A 15,582-nucleotide genomic window follows, 5' to 3' on the forward strand; every position below is an offset into this window, starting at 1 on the left:
GGTTTCGGCTTCCGTGGCCCTTTCCGCCCCGTGCGCCAAACGCACCGTGGCCGTTCCGTCCCGCCAGCCCTTGGCCGCCACTCCTGAAGTATTCCTAGCGCCCCATTCCAACGGGGCGTTTTTTTACTTCTATTACTTTTGCCGGACAGCGTAGGCGGGCGTCTCGCATGGCATGCATGGCCGGGCGCACCGCTGGTGCACCCGGCTTTTTTCATGCCGCGCGGCGGCCATGACCACAGACGGAGGAAAGGGACATGATCACGAGGATACGGCCACCCCGGCCCGCAACGGCATGCCGCTCCGGGCGCGTCCCGGTCGCGGCTCCCCGCCGCCGGGACCGGTGAGAACATTTCACGAGGAGGTCCAGCACCCCATGTATGCCCTGTCCGTTCTGCTCGCCTTCATGCCCGTCATCGCCATCTTCGTGCTGCTGCTCGTGTACCGGGTGGCGGCCGACACCGCCGGGTACATCGGCTGGGCGGTGGCCGCCGCCATCGCCTGGCTGTTCTTCGACACCGCGCCCTCGGTCATCCTGCTGTCCACCGTGGCGGGGCTGGTGGCCTCGCTGCCCATCGCCCTGGTCATGTCCGCCAGCATCCTGCAGATCACCGTCATGCAGGAAACCGGGGCCGTGGCCCGCGTGGTGGCGCTGATGAAAAGCGTGGCCCCCGGCCAGCAGGCGGTGCAGATCATGCTGATCAACGTGGGCTTCGGCATCCTGCTCACCTCGCTGGGCGCGGTGACGGTGTCCATCCTGCCGCCCATCATGCTAGCGCTGGGCTATTCCACCTTCGCGGCCATCATCCTGCCCGCGCTGGGCTACGACGCGCTGTGCACCTACGCCCTGCTGGGCATCCCCGCCGTGGTCTACGCCAACTTCGTGGGCCTGCCGGTAACCGAGGTGGGCGGCTACTTCGCCCGGTTCATGCCCGCCATTTCCACCTGCATCGCGCTGGGCATGCTGCACCTTACCGGTGGCATGAAAATGGTGCGCCAGGGCATCATGCCCGCGCTCATCGCGGGCATCACCGCCGGGGTGGTGGCCATCTTCATGGCCAGGCTGGGCCTTGTGACCATCACCGGCATCGCCGCCGGGCTCGCGGTCATCGTGGCGCTGATGCTGTACATCCGCCTGACCGGCCGCCCCCTGCGCGACCGCACCCTGCTGAACGAGAACGACCTGGCGGCGGAGCGCCGGCACTCGCTGGCCGCCGCCTGCTCGCCGTGGATCATCCTGACCGTGGTCTCGCTGGTGCTCAACGCGCCGTTCCTGCCGTTCTTCGACCTGACCTTCAAGCAGTGGTCCATGCCGCTGGAGATCATCCCCAAGTCTCCGGAACGGCTGCGCATCTTCTGGCAGGCCTACTTCTGGGTGCTGGTGTGCACGGCGGCCGCCCTGCCCTTCCTGAAGGCCACCCGCCAGCAGGTGGCCACCTCGCTGGTCAAGGCGGGCAAGCGCGCCGGGCGGCCGTTCATGTCGGCCTCGGTCTTCTTCGCCATCGCCTACGTCATGAACCATTCCGGCAAGGGCGCGGACTGGTCCCTGGCCCAGCCGCTGCACAACATGGTCTACGTCATGGCCGACGCATCGGCCGCGCTGTTCGGCAAGATGTACCCCTTCGTGGCCCCGTACCTGGGCCTGCTGGGCGGGTTCATCAGCGGATCGGAGTCGTCGTCCATCGCCATGCTGACCAAGCTGCACCTGTCCACGGCCGAGAAGATCGGCGCGTCGGGCCTGGTCATCGCGGCGGCCAGCGGCATCGGCGGCGGGCTGGCCAGCGTCATCTCGCCCGCCAAGCTGCAGAACGCGGCGGCCAGCATCGACCGTATCCGCGAGGCGTCGCAGGCCATCCGGCCCGCGTTCGTCATCTCGGTGCTCATCACAACGGTCTGCGCCGTGATGACCCTGTTCTGGGCATTTCCGGAGTAGCCACGCCTCCCGACCCCAAAACCGAAGGCCGGAAACGCACCCGTTTCCGGCCTTTTCCGTTCCCGTGGCTGGCGTCCCGCCGCCTGCGCTGGTAGCATGGGCGCACCGCCGCACTCCGTTTCCAACACCGCAGGGGATGCCCGATGAAGTTCCTGCCCTCGCAGATCGCCTTCTTCATGCAGAGCCGCTCGGCCCAGCGCAACATGCGGTTCCTGTTCCGGTTCGTGCTGCTGCTGGTGGTGGTCATCACCCTGTACAGCGTGCTGTTCCACGTCATCATGAACCACGAGGGACGCGAGTACTCGTGGGCCACGGGCTTCTACTGGACGCTCACGGTCATGTCCACGCTGGGGTTCGGCGACATCACCTTTCTCAGCGACACGGGCAAGCTGTTCACCCTCGTGGTGCTGCTGTCGGGCATCATCTTCCTGCTGGTGATGCTGCCGTTCACGTTCATCCAGTTCTTCTACGCGCCGTGGCTGGAGGCGCAGACCCGCCTGCGCGCCCCGCGCGAACTGCCCGCCGAGACCGACGGCCACGTGATCATCGTGGGCGGCGACGCCACCGCCCAGGCGCTGGGCCAGGATCTTGCCCAGTATTCGCACCCCTACGTGCTGCTGTGCACCGAGGCCCAGGCCGCCCTGGACCTCCAGGACCAGGGCCATACCGTGGCCGTGGGCGACTACGACGACCCGGAAACCTACCGGCGGCTGCGCGTGGGGCAGGCGGCCATGGTGGTGGCCCTGGACGGCGACGTGCGCAACACCAACGTGGCCTTCACCGCGCGCGAGGCCAGCCCCGACATCCCCGTGGTCTGCGGGGCCGACCAGGACGAGGCCGTGGACATCCTGTCCCTGGCGGGCAGCACCCACGTGTTCAAGTTTTCCAGCATGCTGGGACAGGGCCTTGCCCGGCGCACCCTGGCCGGGCACATGCGCACCGGCGTGGTGGGCCGGTTCGACGACCTGACCGTGGCCGAGGCCCCGGTGATGCGCACCGGACTGGTGGGCCATTCCCTGCGCGACAGCGACCTGCGCAAGGTCACCGGGGTCAACGTGGTGGGGGTGTGGGAACGCGGCCGCTTCCAGTTGCCGCGCCCCGACGCGCCGCTGGAAGCCAGCACCGTGCTGGTGCTGGCGGGCACACGGGAACAGATGGACGCCTTCGACAGGTACATCGGGGGACGGCAGGACGACGTAACCGCCTCCGGCGCGACGGGCGGACAGGGCGAACAGGCCGGACAAGGCGGACAGGGGGAACAGGACGAAACCGGCAGGCCGGACGCCACCGCGAAATCCACCGCGCCGGTGCTCATCCTGGGCGGCGGGCGCGTGGGGCTGGCGGCGGCGCGGCAGTTCGCCCGCTCCGGCATCGACTATCGCGTCGTGGAAAAGAACCCCCGCCTGGTGCACGACCAGGAGCACACCGTCACCGGCAGCGCCGCCGACCTCGACGTGCTGGAGCGCGCGGGCATCCGCGAGGCCCCGGCCGTGCTGGTCACCACCCACGACGACGACCTGAACATCTACCTGACCATCTACTGCCGCAGGCTGCGGCCGGACATCCAGATCATCAGCCGCGCCACGCTGGACCGCAACATCGGCATCCTGCACAAGGCCGGGGCGGACCTGGTCATGTCGTACGCCTCGCTGGTGTCCAACACGGTGATCAACCTGCTGAGCCCCGGCAAGGTGCTGATGCTCAGCGAAGGGCTGAACATCTTCCGCGCCCCGGTGGGCGTGGGCCTTGCCGGGCGCACCCTGCAGGACAGCGGCATCCGCGATGGGACGGGATGCAGCGTGGTGGCCCTGCGCGGGCCGGACGGCCTTTCCGTCAACCCGGAGCCCACCCTGCTGCTGCACGCCTGCGACGAACTGATCCTGATCGGCGACTCCGAGGCCGAGCGGCGTTTTCTGGAACGTTATCCCGACGACGGAGAATGCGAGGAGGCGTAGCCCCGCGAGCCGCGACAAGGAAAGAAGGAAGGGCGGAACGGGAATTGCCCGTTCCGCCCTTGTGCGTGTTGTTCCGTCCCGTGGTCTTCGGTCGCAGGCGGCCCGCGCGTCGGCGCGCCGCCCTCCGCTACCTGGCCACGGCCACGCCGGTCAGCGGCTTGCCCTTGTATTCGCCGGTCAGCGTGCGCAGGAAGGACACGATGAGCGCGCGGTCGCCCTCGGGAATGGGCATGCCGGACAGGTAGGTGCCCATGATGCGCACGGCGTCGTCCAGGGTGGTCACGGTGCCGTCATGCAGGTAGGGCGCGGTCAGCTCCACGTTGCGCAGGGTGGGCACCTTGAAGCGGTGCTGGTCTTCGGGCTTCTTGGTGAAGCCCTTGAGCCCCACGTCGGAGTTCAGCGGATTGCCCCGGTCCTTGAAGTAGTCGGCCTTGAGGTCCATGTACTCGAACGACTGGCCGCCCACGGCCCTGCCCACGTGGCAACTGGAGCAGCGGTACGCCTTGAAGCGCTGGTAGCCGTCCAGTTCCGCCTGGGTCAGGGCCTTGTCGTCGCCCTTCAGCCACTTGTCGAAACGGCTGTTGGGGGTGATCAGCGTCTTTTCGTATTCGGCGATGGCGTCGGTGATGCCCGCGGCGGTCCAGCCGCCGGGGTACAGCGCGGCGTAGGCCGCCGTCAGGTCCGGGTCGGCCGCCAGTTTGGCGATGATCTCGTTCCAGTCCTTGGAGCCCATCTCGATGGGGTTCAGCGGCGGGCCGCCCGCCTGTTCCTGCAGGTTGGCCGCGCGGCCGTCCCAGAACTGGCGGCTGTTGAACACGGCGTTGAAGGTGGTGGGGGCGTTGATGTCGCCGAACTGCTTGCGGATGCCCTCGGCGAAGCGGCGGTTGTCGGTGCCCGCCTTGTCCTCGGCGTGGCAGCCGGAACAGGCCAGGGTGTTGTCCGCCGACAGGCGCTTGTCGTTGAACAACCGCTCGCCCAGGGCCACCTTGCGGGCGTCGGTGGGCAACGATTCGGGCAGGGGCTGCAACGGCTCGTTGGCGCGGCTGGAGGCGGCGCCGGTGGCGTAATGGGCCGCGCGCGTGGACGCCGTCCATTCCATGATGGCCTTGCGGTCTTCGGCGTTCAGGCGGCTGCCCCAGTGCACCGCCGTGAACTTGGCCGGGGGCATGGTTTCGTTCAGCACCACCCATTCCATCTTGGCGATGGTGGCCTCGCCCACCGGCGCGTCCTTGGCGGCGTCAACCAGTTCCACGTTCAGGTCCATGGCGCGCAGGCCGTCGCGGAAGTCCTTCTCGATCATCTGCTTGATGCCGGGCACCTTGGCGTAGAAGGGCAGGTCGTAGTCGCGGCTGTGGCAGGCCATGCACTTGTCGCGCACCACTTCCGACACCTGCCTGAACTTGGCCATCTGCGGCACGCCCTTCACCGGCTGCTTGTCCTCCGGTCCCTTTTCGGCGGCTGCCGCGCGCGCCTCCGTCACCCCCGTCACCCCCGTCACCCCGATCAGGCCGGGTACGCCGAGAGTGACCGCGCCAAGCCCGATGACCGCCGCCACGGCCCAGCCCGCCATCATCCATGCTGCTCCCTTTCGCATCATCGCCTCCTTGCGCGGGCATCCGCGCGCCCGCAGTCTGTGCGAAACCTCACGAGCGTCGCCATCTTTCAGGCCTGTGCCGCGGGTTCGCCGGGTTCGATAACTCCCTGGATCGTTTGACGACCCCAATCCGTGCAGCGACTATATCGGAAAATGCAGATTTAGCAATAGTAATTATTACTGTTAAATACCTCAGGAAAATCAAACAACATGCTTAGATAATGAAATAATTTCAAAACCAACGCAAGGTGCTTGTCCATATTTTCCCGTGCCGTATTCCGGGCGCAAACGAAGACGCCGCAGCGTTTCCACTGCGGCGTCTTCGAAACATGGTGCCGAGGAAGGGACTCGAACCCTTACAGGATTTCTCCCACTACCCCCTCAAGATAGCGTGTCTACCAATTCCACCACCTCGGCGCGGGAACGACCGTATAGCCTTGGACAACCCGGCTTGGCAAGCGTTTTCTGCTGTTTTTCCGCGCCCCGGTGACAACCGCGTGCGCCGTCCGCACCCTCGGCGGCTTGCGGTGGTTGCGGGTTTGCATGTACTGTCGTGCCCTGCCTTCACCGCCGCCGCACCGGTTCCCTTCCGGTGGCCGCTCCCCGTGGCTGCGCCCCGTGGATTGTCCCGCGGATTGTCCCATGGATCGTCCCATGGACCGCCCCATGGACCGCCCGTGCCTTGGCACGGCGCCCCGCGCTTTCCTGCGGCCCGTCGCGGCCCCCGGTGCGCGGCAGCCACACCGAACCCCTACGCGAACCATACCGACGCATGAACATACCCGATCTCCGCTCCGCCCCGCAGGCCCCGACCGCTTCCCCGGCCCCCGCCCCCCAACCCGGCCCCGGCAGCATCCTGTGTCTGGACATCGGCAGCGGCACCCAGGACGTGCTGCTGACCATGCCCGGCCTGAACCCGGAAAACTGGCCGCGCTTCGTGCTGCCCACGCCCGCGCGCCGGGTGGCCCGGCGCATCGCCGAACTCACCGCCGAAGGCCGCCACGTCTGGCTGCACGGCGAGAACATGGGCGGCGGCTTCTTCGGCGCGGTGAAGGCCCACGTGGCCGCCGGGCTGCGCATGGCCGCCCACCCCGACGCCGCCCTGGCCCTGCACGACAACCCGGAACGGGTGCGCGCCCTGGGCGTGGACATCGCCGACTCCTGCCCCGCCGGATTCGTCCCGGTGCGTCTGGCCGACTACGAGCCCGGCTTCTGGCGCGCCCTGCTGGACACCTGCGGCCTGCCGCAGCCGCATCTGGTGGTGGCCGCCGCGCAGGACCACGGACACCATCCGCAGGGGTCCAACACCGTGGGGCGCTTCGAGCTGTGGCGCGGCTTCCTCAATACTTCCACGGACGGCCAATCAGGTGACGGCCAATCAGGCGCCAACCCCGCCAGCCTGATCTACGATGCGCCGCCCGCCCAGTTCACCCGGCTGGCCACCTTGCAGCGGGCCATCGGCGGCGGCCCCGTGGCCGATACCGGCGCGGCCGCCGTGCTGGGCGCGCTGGCCCTGCCCGAGGTGCAGGCCCGCAGCGCCCGCGAGGGGGTGCTGGTGGTCAACGCGGGCAACAGCCACACCATCGCCTTTCTGGTCTTTCGCCAGCGGGTGTGGGGCGTGTACGAGCACCATACCGGCATGCTGACCACCGAAACCCTGCTGCGCGACCTGAACGAATTCCGCCTGTGCTGGCTGCCCGACGAGCAGGTGCGGGCCGCCGGGGGCCACGGCAGCGCCTTTGCCCCGGACATCCCGCCGGAGACCGAGGGCTTCCGCCCCGCCTTCGTGCTGGGGCCGCGCCGCGAAATGCTGCGCGGGCACGGCCAGTTCATCGCCCCGCACGGCGACATGATGCTGGCGGGCTGCCACGGGCTGCTGCACGGGCTGGCCCTGCGCGACGGCACATAGCCCGCCGCCACGGCCCCGCCCGGCCTGTACGGCCTGCCCGGCCCACACGGACCCGCGCGGGCGCACGCCCATCCGTGTTCGCAACATCCGGCAGTCACGCGCATTTTCCGGTCAACACGGCCCGCCACGCGGGCAACCATAAAAGAGGGGTGCCATGGAGTTCTTCGACATCGCCGAAACCTGGAGCCGCGAGGCCATCACCGCCGCCCAGATCGTCCGCCTGCGCAACACCGTGGAGCAGGCCATGAAGTCGCCCTTCTACGGCAAACGGCTGAAGGAGGCGGGCGTCACCCCGGGCTCCATCCGCTCGCTGGACGACGTGCGGCGCATCCCGCTCACCAGCAAGGACGACCTGCGCTCGCAGTACCCCGACGGGCTGCTCTGCGTGCCCAAGTCCGAACTGGTGCGCATGCACGCATCCAGCGGCACCACCGGCACCCCCACCGTGGTCTACCACACCCAGTCCGACCTCAATTCCTGGGCCGACCTCATGGCCCGCTGCATGTACATGGTGGGCATCCGCCGCGAGGACGTGTTCCAGAACATGGCCGGGTACGGCCTGTTCACCGGCGGCCTCGGCATCCACTACGGCGCCGAACGCCTGGGCTGCCTGACCATCCCCGCCGGGGCGGGCAACACCCGCCGCCAGGTCAAGCTGGTGCGCGACTTCAAGACCACCGTGGCGCACATCATCCCCTCGTACGCGCTGTACCTGGGCGCCGCCCTGCGCGACGAGGGCGACGACCCCGCCGCCCTGCCCCTGCGCATCGCGCTCATCGGCGCGGAGCCGCACACCGAGGAAGCCCGCCGCCGCATCGAGGACATGCTGGGCCTGAAAGCCTACAACTCCTACGGCCTGTCCGAGATGAACGGCCCCGGCGTGGCCTTCGAGTGCGTGCACCAGAACGGCCTGCACGTCTGGGAAGACGCCTACATCGCCGAAATCATCGACCCCGCCACCGGCGAGCCTGTGCCCGACGGCGAGGTGGGCGAACTGGTCATGACCACCCTGTGCCGCCAGGGCATGCCCGTCCTGCGCTACCGCACCCGCGACCTGACCCGGTTCCTGCCCGGCGAATGCGCCTGCGGCCGCGTGCACCGCCGCCTGGACCGCATCCTGGGCCGCGCCGACGACATGCTCATCGTCAAGGGCGTGAACATCTACCCCATGCAGGTGGAACAGGTGCTCATGGGCTTCCCCGAAGTGGGCCAGAACTACCTCATCGTGCTGGAACGCGACGACTTCCGCGACGTGCTGCGCGTGAAGGTGGAAATCCGCGACGAATACTTCGAGGAAGACATGCGCAAGCTGCACGGCCTGCGCGAACGCATCACCCGTCGTATCCACGACGAAATCCTGGTCACCCCCAAGGTGGACCTGGTCCAGCACAACAGCCTGCCCAAAAGCGAAGGCAAGGCCCAGCGCGTGCAGGACCTGCGCGAACGCCCCGCGTTGTAAGGCGGAAAGACATCGAAAACATGAACGTGGGGGAAGGGAGGGAACTTTTGCGGCAGCCGTTTGTGAGCGCGCAGATCGACCCAAAGGGCGCGAAGCGTGGCCGTTGGCGAGCTTGCGAGCCGTACGGCCATCGTACGCAACGCGCGAACATTACGGATGGCGACCGCAGAGCGAAAAGTTCCCTCCCTTCCCCCACACCCCCTTCCCGCCCTCAAAACTTTTCAATTGGGGCGTGCGCGGTTAAGCTGGGGCAACATCGCCAACCCCTCGTCCCCATATCCTCACGGAGCCCCATGGACTACATCCTCGCCACCCTGTGCATCATCGTGCTGTTCGGCATGATCGGGCTCAACGTGTTCGGCCTGCCGGGCAACTGGCTGGCCGTGGGCGTGCTGGCGCTGTGGAAGCTGCTGGCCCCCGCCGCGCCGGGCATGGACACGTGGTTCTTCGCAACGATCATCGGGGCCGCCGCCGTGGGCGAGGTGCTGGAATTCGGCGTGCAGATGCTGGGTGGCAAGCGCCACGGCTCCACCGGGCGGGGCAACCTCGGCGGCATCGTGGGGGCCATTGCCGGGGCCATTCTGGGCGCGCCCTTCCTGTTCGGCCTGGGCGCGCTGCCCGGCGCTCTGGCCGGGGCGTGGTTCGGCTGCTACCTTGCGGAACTGAGCCATGGCCGCCCGCGCGACGCGGCCCGCCAGGCCGCCTGGGGCGCCTTGGTGGGCAAGTTCCTGGGCCTGTCGCTCAAGTTCGCCGCCGGCGCCGTGGTGGCGGTGATGGGCGCGAGGCAGGTCTGGCCCGCGTAGGCTTCCCACCCCTCTGTTCAACGGACCAAATAAAAAGTTTGAAAGGAGGGATGGGGGTTCGGGGGAAGGGAGGAAAAATTTGCGGCAGCCGTTAGGCGAGCGCAGAGCGCGAGTCTTACGGATGGCGACCGCAGAGCGAAATTTTTCCTCCCTTCCCCCGATATTCCTGTCTTTCCCCTCTTCTTCCAACCTTCTTCCCCATACGACAATGCTGCACAACCTGTCTGTCGTCCTGGTAAAGACCCGGTTCCCGGAAAACGTGGGCATGGTGGCCCGGGCGTGCGCCAACATGGGCGCGCGCGACATCGTGCTGGTGGACCCGGAGCGCTGGAGCGAGGCGGACGGCGACCCGGCCAAGGCGGTGCCGCTGGCCACACCCAAGGGGCAGGACATCCTGTCCGGGGTGCGGGTGGCGGCCACGCTGGCCGAGGCGGTGGCGGACTGCGCGCTGGTGTTCGGCACCACGGCGCGCACGGGCGGGTGGCGGCGCGAACTGCTCTCGCCGGAGCGCGCGGCGGCGGAAGCCTGCCCGGTGCTGGCCGGGGGCGACCGGGTGGCCGTGGTGTTCGGCCCGGAGGACCGGGGACTGACCAACGACGAGATAGAGCACTGCCATCGGCTGCTGACCATCCCCACCGCGCCCGATGCCTCGTCGCTGAACCTGGCCCAGGCGGTGCTGGTGGTGCTGTACGAATGCCTGAAGGGCGCGTCGGCGCACCCGTTCCGGCCCGGCCCCGCCCCGGATTCGCGTCTGGCCAACCATGCGGAGTTGGAACTGCTGCACGACACCCTGCGCGACACCCTGCTGGCCATCGACTACCTGCGCGCCGACAACCCGGACTACTTCATGATGCCGGTGCGCCGCTTCCTTGGCCGCACCCGGCTGCGCCGCCACGAATTCGACCTGGTCATGGGCGTGTGCCGCCAGGTGAAACGCATGGCCGCCCTGGCCGGGACCGCAACGCCCAGGCCGGACGGGGAACGCACGGACTGACCGGCGGCCCTCCCCCACCCGTCACAATTCCCGAAGGCCCGGCCACCATGCCGGGCCTTTTCCATTGCGCCGCCACGGGTGCGACTCCAGTGCCGCGCGGCGGCATCCGCACGGCGCGGCTTTCCGTTCCGCGATGTGACGCAGCGACTAACACGGCCATATATGGAGAAATCGATTGACCTCTTGTGAAAAATAGTGCAACCACCCGGCCAGGGAAGTGGGGACTTACGTACCATGGAAAATGCCGACGGGAGGCGACGACAATGCGGCTGGATACACTCAGGATCACCACCAAGATGTATTCCGGGGTCATCATGGTGGTGTTGTGCACCATCGTGTTCCTGTCCGGCATCGTGGCCTGGCGCACCCAGGGCACGCTGGACCGGATGGGGCACGACAACCTTGCCGGATTCATGGACGCCATGTGCGACGTGGCCGCCATGCAGGACAGCATCGGCGGCGAAGCCCTGCACAACAGCCTGGAGGCGTTGTCCGGTTCGCTGCTGGGCCAAGGCGAACTGCACCTCAACGCCACCGGCAGAACCGAGCACGAGGTCACCGACCAATCCAGCGGCGCAAAATCCCGCGTCGCCGTGCCGAATTTCGAACTGACCGGCGACGGCACGCCCCTGCCCTTTTCGCCCAACGCCCTGGTGGAACGCCACAAGCGCACCGTGGGTTCCGACGCCACCCTGTTCGTGCTGCTGCCCGGCAAGCTGCTGCGCGTGGCCACCACCATCACCGACGCGCAGGGCAAGCGCGCCATCGACACCTACATCCCCGAATCCAGCCCGGTGTACCAGGCCATGGCGGCAGGCAAGGACTACACCGGCCGGGCCATGGTCATGGGCAAGGCATTCCGCACCCACTACCGCCCGGTGAAGGACGCCTACGGCACGGTCATCGGCGCGCTGTTCGTGGGCGAACCCCTGCTCGGCGAGGCCTTCCGCACCATGTTCGGGCAGGCCAAGGTGGGCGGCCGCGGCTACACCTTCATCTTCACGCCCGACGGCGCCCGCCTGCTGCACCCCACCCGCACCGGCACCAACATCCTGCAGGACAGCTACGGCAGGCAGATGCTGGAAACCCGCAACGGCTTCCTGGAATGGGAGTACGACGGGCTCAAGGTGGGCTACGTGCGCTATTTCGAGCCGTGGGACCTGTACCTGGCCGTGGCCATGACCCGCGACGAGATGCTCCAGGGCGCGGATACCGACATGCTGCGCTGGACCGCGGGCGGCGGCGCGGCCGCGCTGGCGCTGGCGGTGCTGTTCGTGTGGCTGCTGGTGCGCGAACTGATGAAGCCCATGGGGCAACTGGCCGCCTACGCCCGCACCGTGGCCTCCGGCGACTTTTCCGCCGCCATGCGCTACGAGGCGCGCGACGCGGTGGGCGACACCATCGGCGCCGTCAACGCCATGGTGGCCGAGATGAAGAACAAGCTCGGCTTCACCCAGGGCGTGCTGAACGGCATGACCGTGCCCTTCGCCATCAGTTCTCCCGACGAGAAGGTGGTGTTCACCAACGCGGCGCTGGTGGACATGCTGGAGCGCCCCGGCACCCCGCAGGACTGGGTGGGCAAGCCGCTGGACCGCTTCGTGTACGGCCGCGCCATGGACGACATGGCCACCCGCCGGTGTCTGCAAAGCGGCGGCGCCGAATGCAACCTGAGCGTGGACCTGACCACCGAGACGGGCAAGCCGGTGCATGCCCAGGTGGACGTGGCCCCGCTGTACGACCTGGACGGCGCCCTCATCGGGGCCTTCACCATCTACGCCGACGTCACCGGACTGCGCACCCAGCAGGCCCGCGTCGAGGCCCAGCACGCCGCCATCACCCGCGTGGCCGAACAGGCCGACGACATCGCGCGGCAACTGGCCACGGCGGCCGAAGAACTGGCCCGCCAGGTGGACGAGGCCAACGGCGGCACCGACCGGCAGCGCGCCCGCACGGCGGAGACGGCAACGGCCATGGAGCAGATGAACGCCAGCATGCTGGAGGTGGCCCACAACGCCTCGCAGGCGGCGGGCAACGCCGAGGGCGCGCGGGCCAAGGCCGACGAGGGCGAACAACTGGTGGCCGGCGTGGTGCAGGCCATCACCGGCGTGCGCGACCTGGCCGTGGACCTGCGCGCCAACATGGAAGGGCTGGGCCGCCAGGCGGAGGACATCGGCCGGGTGATGCAGGTCATCGAGGACATCGCCGACCAGACCAACCTGCTGGCCCTGAACGCCGCCATCGAGGCGGCGCGCGCCGGCGACGCCGGGCGCGGGTTCGCCGTGGTGGCCGACGAGGTGCGCAAGCTGGCCGAAAAGACCATGAACGCCACCCGCGAGGTGGGCCAGGCCATCGCCTCCATCCAGTCCGGCGCGCGCGACAACGTGCAGGCCACGGCGGCGGCCGTGGACGCGGTGATGCGCTCCACCGAGCTTACCGAACGCTCCGGCGGCGCGCTGAAGGAGATCGTGACCATGGTGGACCAGACCGCCGACCAGGTGCGCTCCATCGCCACCGCCTCGGAAGAGCAGTCCGCCGCCAGCGAGCAGATCAGCCGGTCCACCGAGGAAGTGAACATCATCGCCCAGGACACGGCGCAAATCATGTCCCGCTCGGCCACGGCCGTGAACGAACTGGCCGGGCTGGCCGGCGACCTGCGCCGCCTCACCGCCGAGATGCGCGCCTGACGCGCACCCGACCTGCCAACGATACGAAGGGGGGCGCCGCATGGCGCCCCCCTTTTTATTAACCGTTCCCATCCGTTGCGCGGACGGCGATTGTCCGGCTAGGCCTCGTCGTCGGCCCCGCCGGTAGCCGCCCCGCCGATCTGGCCCAGCAGCCGTTCGCCCGCCGGGGTGTCCAGCACGTCGCGCAGGGCGTGCACCACGTTCACGTCGTAGCTGTCGGTCTGGCTTTCCAGGGCGTCCAGCACCTTGTCCAGCGGCAGGGCCGGGCGGTACGAGCGCGGCCGCAGCATGGCGCAGAAGGCGTTGGCCACGGCCAGGATGCGCGCGTGGAGGCATATCCCGTCGCCAAGGAGGCACTCCGGGTAACCCTTGCCGTCCTGCCGCTCGTTCATCTGGATGATGGCGGGCAGCACCGGCAGGTCGAACTCGATGGAGGCCAGCACGTCGCGGGAGTATTCCACATGGCGCTCCATCTCCTGCTTTTCCTCGGCCGTGAGCTTGCCGGGCTTGTTCAGGATGTCGCGCGGCACGAACATCTTGCCCACCTGCGAAAGGTTGGCCGCCGCCTCCACCGTGGCCACGTCGCGCTCGCCAAGGCCCATGGCCCGCGCCGTCAGGCTGGCCGCAAGGCCCATCAGCCGCGAATGCCCGGCCAGGTACGGGTCGATCTGTTCGATGGCGCGCACCAGCGCGTCGATGGTCTGCTGCACCACCCGGCGGTTGCGTTCCTGCGCCTCCACCAGGTCGGTGATGTCGTGGAACACCGAAACCACGCCGCGCACCTGCCTGCCGTCCGGTCCGAACAGCGGGGCCTTGACGATCTGGAAGTGGCGCTTCTGCGACCTCAGGTACACCACTTCGGTCAGCGTCGCCGGGTCGCCGCCCATGAGCACCTGGGCGTCGGGCGCGGTGAGCCGCCGGGCGGTGTCGAAGCCGAACACCGCCTGCATGTCCATGCCCAGCAGTTCTTCGGGACTGCGGCCCGCGGCGCGGGCGAAGGCCCGGTTCACGTACTGGAACACGCCCTGGTCGTCGGTGAGCGAGACCGGGTGGGTCATGGCCGAGTTGATGCCGTCCAGAAGCTGCTTCTGGTCGTCGATGACCTCGAACAGGGCCTTGAAGTCCCGCGCGATCTCGCGCTGCTCCCGCCCCACCAGCCACCACCACAGCGAGGCCAGCATGACCACCAGCAGCAGGGTGCACAGCACGGCCAGCCCCACCACGGTGCGCTCGCGCTCGGCCAGGCGGGCCAGCGCGAGGTCGGCGGGAATCTCCTCCACGGTCCACCATTCGATGTCCGCCACCTTGCGCCCGGTGGAGTACACCTGCGTGCCGCCATCCACCGAGACGCGCTGCATGAAGGGCAGGTCGCCGGTTTCGGCGAAGACGGGCGGGGGCACGTTCTTCAACCCTTCCTGGGCCGAGGGGGCGATTTCCTCGAAGCCGCGCGGGGTGCGCTGCACAAGGCGCGACACCTGCCCCTTCTCCACCAGCGGCGAGGCGGCCAGGAACTCGCCCACCTTGCCGGAGATGATCTTGGACAGCATCAGCACCGCCACGGGCCGCGCGCCGGTGGCCGCCTCGAACTGGGGCGGCAGGATGGGCATGAACAGGTCCAGCACCAGCCCGGTCTGGGTGGAACGGGCGTGCGAGAAGCGCATCTGCCCCGTTTCCAGCACCGTGCGGATGGCGGCCTGCTGGTCCTCGCCCAGCGGCACGGGGGTGGCGTCCGTGGAGATGTAGGTCTGGGCGCGGGTGTTCACGATGCGCCCGGACACGAAGTCGGAATAGGTGACGAACTCGCGCAGCAGGTTGCGCATCAGCGGCAGTTGCGCGGCCAGTTGCGAGATGTCGTCGTCGCCCTGAACGGCGCCCGGCTTGCCCGCCTTGTTCCCGTCCTGACCCGGCTTATTCAGCAGCAGGCCCACGTCGCCTTCCAGCTGGTTCACCTCCGAGGCGAACAGCCGGAACAGGTCGGCGTTGATCAGCCGCGCCCCCTGCTCGGTCATGGAAGCCAGCCACAGGTGCACGGATTCCACGCGGGCCAGCGTGAGCACCGCCTGCCGCTGGGCGATGTCCGTCTCCAGCTTGCGCCGTGCGTCGGAGATGTTCCAGTAGGCCCCCACCGTGGCCGCCGCCACGGTGACCGCAAGCACCACGATGCCGAACCACAGAAGCCGCGAGCGTCCGGCGGGTCTGTCGCGGTCCGGCGTACCTGTCGATGCGCTGTTCTCTGCCATGGGTCCTCCGCGAG

Annotated in this window: 9 protein-coding genes and 1 tRNA gene; 7 read left to right on the forward strand and 3 right to left on the reverse strand. The window is 68.5% G+C overall.

Going from position 1 to position 15,582, the window contains the following annotated elements; all coding sequences use genetic code 11:
- Positions 1–373: 373 nt before the first annotated feature.
- Complete coding sequence (locus V6B97_RS04955) at positions 374–1,930, forward strand: L-lactate permease (protein WP_333505388.1); 1,557 nt, start codon at positions 374–376, stop codon at positions 1,928–1,930.
- Between the two features lie 143 nt (positions 1,931–2,073).
- Positions 2,074–3,885, forward strand: coding sequence for a potassium channel family protein (locus tag V6B97_RS04960; RefSeq protein WP_333505389.1), 1,812 nt, complete (start codon positions 2,074–2,076; stop codon positions 3,883–3,885).
- A 127-nt stretch (positions 3,886–4,012) separates the two neighbouring features.
- On the opposite strand, the gene V6B97_RS04965 is transcribed toward V6B97_RS04960, so the two are convergent.
- Entirely contained in the window at positions 4,013–5,479 is a 1,467-nt protein-coding gene (locus V6B97_RS04965; RefSeq protein WP_333505390.1) for a cytochrome c peroxidase, read from the reverse strand.
- Between the two features lie 330 nt (positions 5,480–5,809).
- Positions 5,810–5,896 (reverse strand) — tRNA-Leu (locus V6B97_RS04970).
- A gap of 355 nt (positions 5,897–6,251) precedes the next feature.
- Here V6B97_RS04970 and V6B97_RS04975 point away from each other — a divergent pair.
- The 5 genes from V6B97_RS04975 to V6B97_RS04995 all read left to right on the forward strand — a co-directional run bounded on the left by V6B97_RS04975 (position 6,252) and on the right by V6B97_RS04995 (position 13,328).
- Positions 6,252–7,388 carry a DUF1786 domain-containing protein gene (locus V6B97_RS04975; protein WP_333505391.1) on the forward strand — a complete coding sequence of 379 codons (1,137 nt, stop codon included), beginning with the start codon at positions 6,252–6,254 and terminating at the stop codon, positions 7,386–7,388.
- Between the two features lie 154 nt (positions 7,389–7,542).
- Positions 7,543–8,847 (forward strand): phenylacetate--CoA ligase family protein, encoded by a 1,305-nt coding sequence (locus V6B97_RS04980; protein ID WP_333505392.1) that lies wholly within the window; start codon positions 7,543–7,545, stop codon positions 8,845–8,847.
- A gap of 293 nt (positions 8,848–9,140) precedes the next feature.
- Entirely contained in the window at positions 9,141–9,650 is a 510-nt protein-coding gene (locus tag V6B97_RS04985; RefSeq protein ID WP_333505393.1) for a DUF456 domain-containing protein, read from the forward strand.
- Between the two features lie 208 nt (positions 9,651–9,858).
- On the forward strand, positions 9,859–10,644 hold the full coding sequence (locus V6B97_RS04990; protein WP_333505394.1) for an RNA methyltransferase: 786 nt from the start codon (positions 9,859–9,861) through the stop codon (positions 10,642–10,644).
- Positions 10,645–10,907: 263 nt separating this feature from the next.
- Positions 10,908–13,328: a methyl-accepting chemotaxis protein gene (locus V6B97_RS04995; RefSeq protein ID WP_333505395.1), complete on the forward strand. Its 2,421-nt coding sequence runs from the start codon at positions 10,908–10,910 to the stop codon at positions 13,326–13,328.
- 98 nt (positions 13,329–13,426) lie between these two features.
- Here the strand turns inward: V6B97_RS04995 and V6B97_RS05000 are convergent, their stop codons facing one another.
- Positions 13,427–15,568, reverse strand: coding sequence for an HD domain-containing phosphohydrolase (locus V6B97_RS05000; RefSeq protein WP_333505396.1), 2,142 nt, complete (start codon positions 15,566–15,568; stop codon positions 13,427–13,429).
- Between the last annotated feature and the right edge of the window lie 14 nt (positions 15,569–15,582).

The sequence above is a fragment of the Nitratidesulfovibrio sp. 1201_IL3209 genome (assembly GCF_036763125.1).
Lineage (GTDB): Bacteria > Desulfobacterota > Desulfovibrionia > Desulfovibrionales > Desulfovibrionaceae > Cupidesulfovibrio.

Bases quoted from the DNA above. Each gene is read 5' to 3' on its own strand.
- V6B97_RS04955 (WP_333505388.1), top strand. From the start codon at position 374: ATGTATGCCCTGTCCGTTCTGCTCGCCTTCATGCCCGTCATCGCCATC.
- V6B97_RS04960 (WP_333505389.1), top strand. From the start codon at position 2,074: ATGAAGTTCCTGCCCTCGCAGATCGCCTTCTTCATGCAGAGCCGCTCG.
- V6B97_RS04965 (WP_333505390.1), bottom strand. From the start codon at position 5,479: ATGCGAAAGGGAGCAGCATGGATGATGGCGGGCTGGGCCGTGGCGGCG.
- V6B97_RS04975 (WP_333505391.1), top strand. From the start codon at position 6,252: ATGAACATACCCGATCTCCGCTCCGCCCCGCAGGCCCCGACCGCTTCC.
- V6B97_RS04980 (WP_333505392.1), top strand. From the start codon at position 7,543: ATGGAGTTCTTCGACATCGCCGAAACCTGGAGCCGCGAGGCCATCACC.
- V6B97_RS04985 (WP_333505393.1), top strand. From the start codon at position 9,141: ATGGACTACATCCTCGCCACCCTGTGCATCATCGTGCTGTTCGGCATG.
- V6B97_RS04990 (WP_333505394.1), top strand. From the start codon at position 9,859: ATGCTGCACAACCTGTCTGTCGTCCTGGTAAAGACCCGGTTCCCGGAA.
- V6B97_RS04995 (WP_333505395.1), top strand. From the start codon at position 10,908: ATGCGGCTGGATACACTCAGGATCACCACCAAGATGTATTCCGGGGTC.
- V6B97_RS05000 (WP_333505396.1), bottom strand. From the start codon at position 15,568: ATGGCAGAGAACAGCGCATCGACAGGTACGCCGGACCGCGACAGACCC.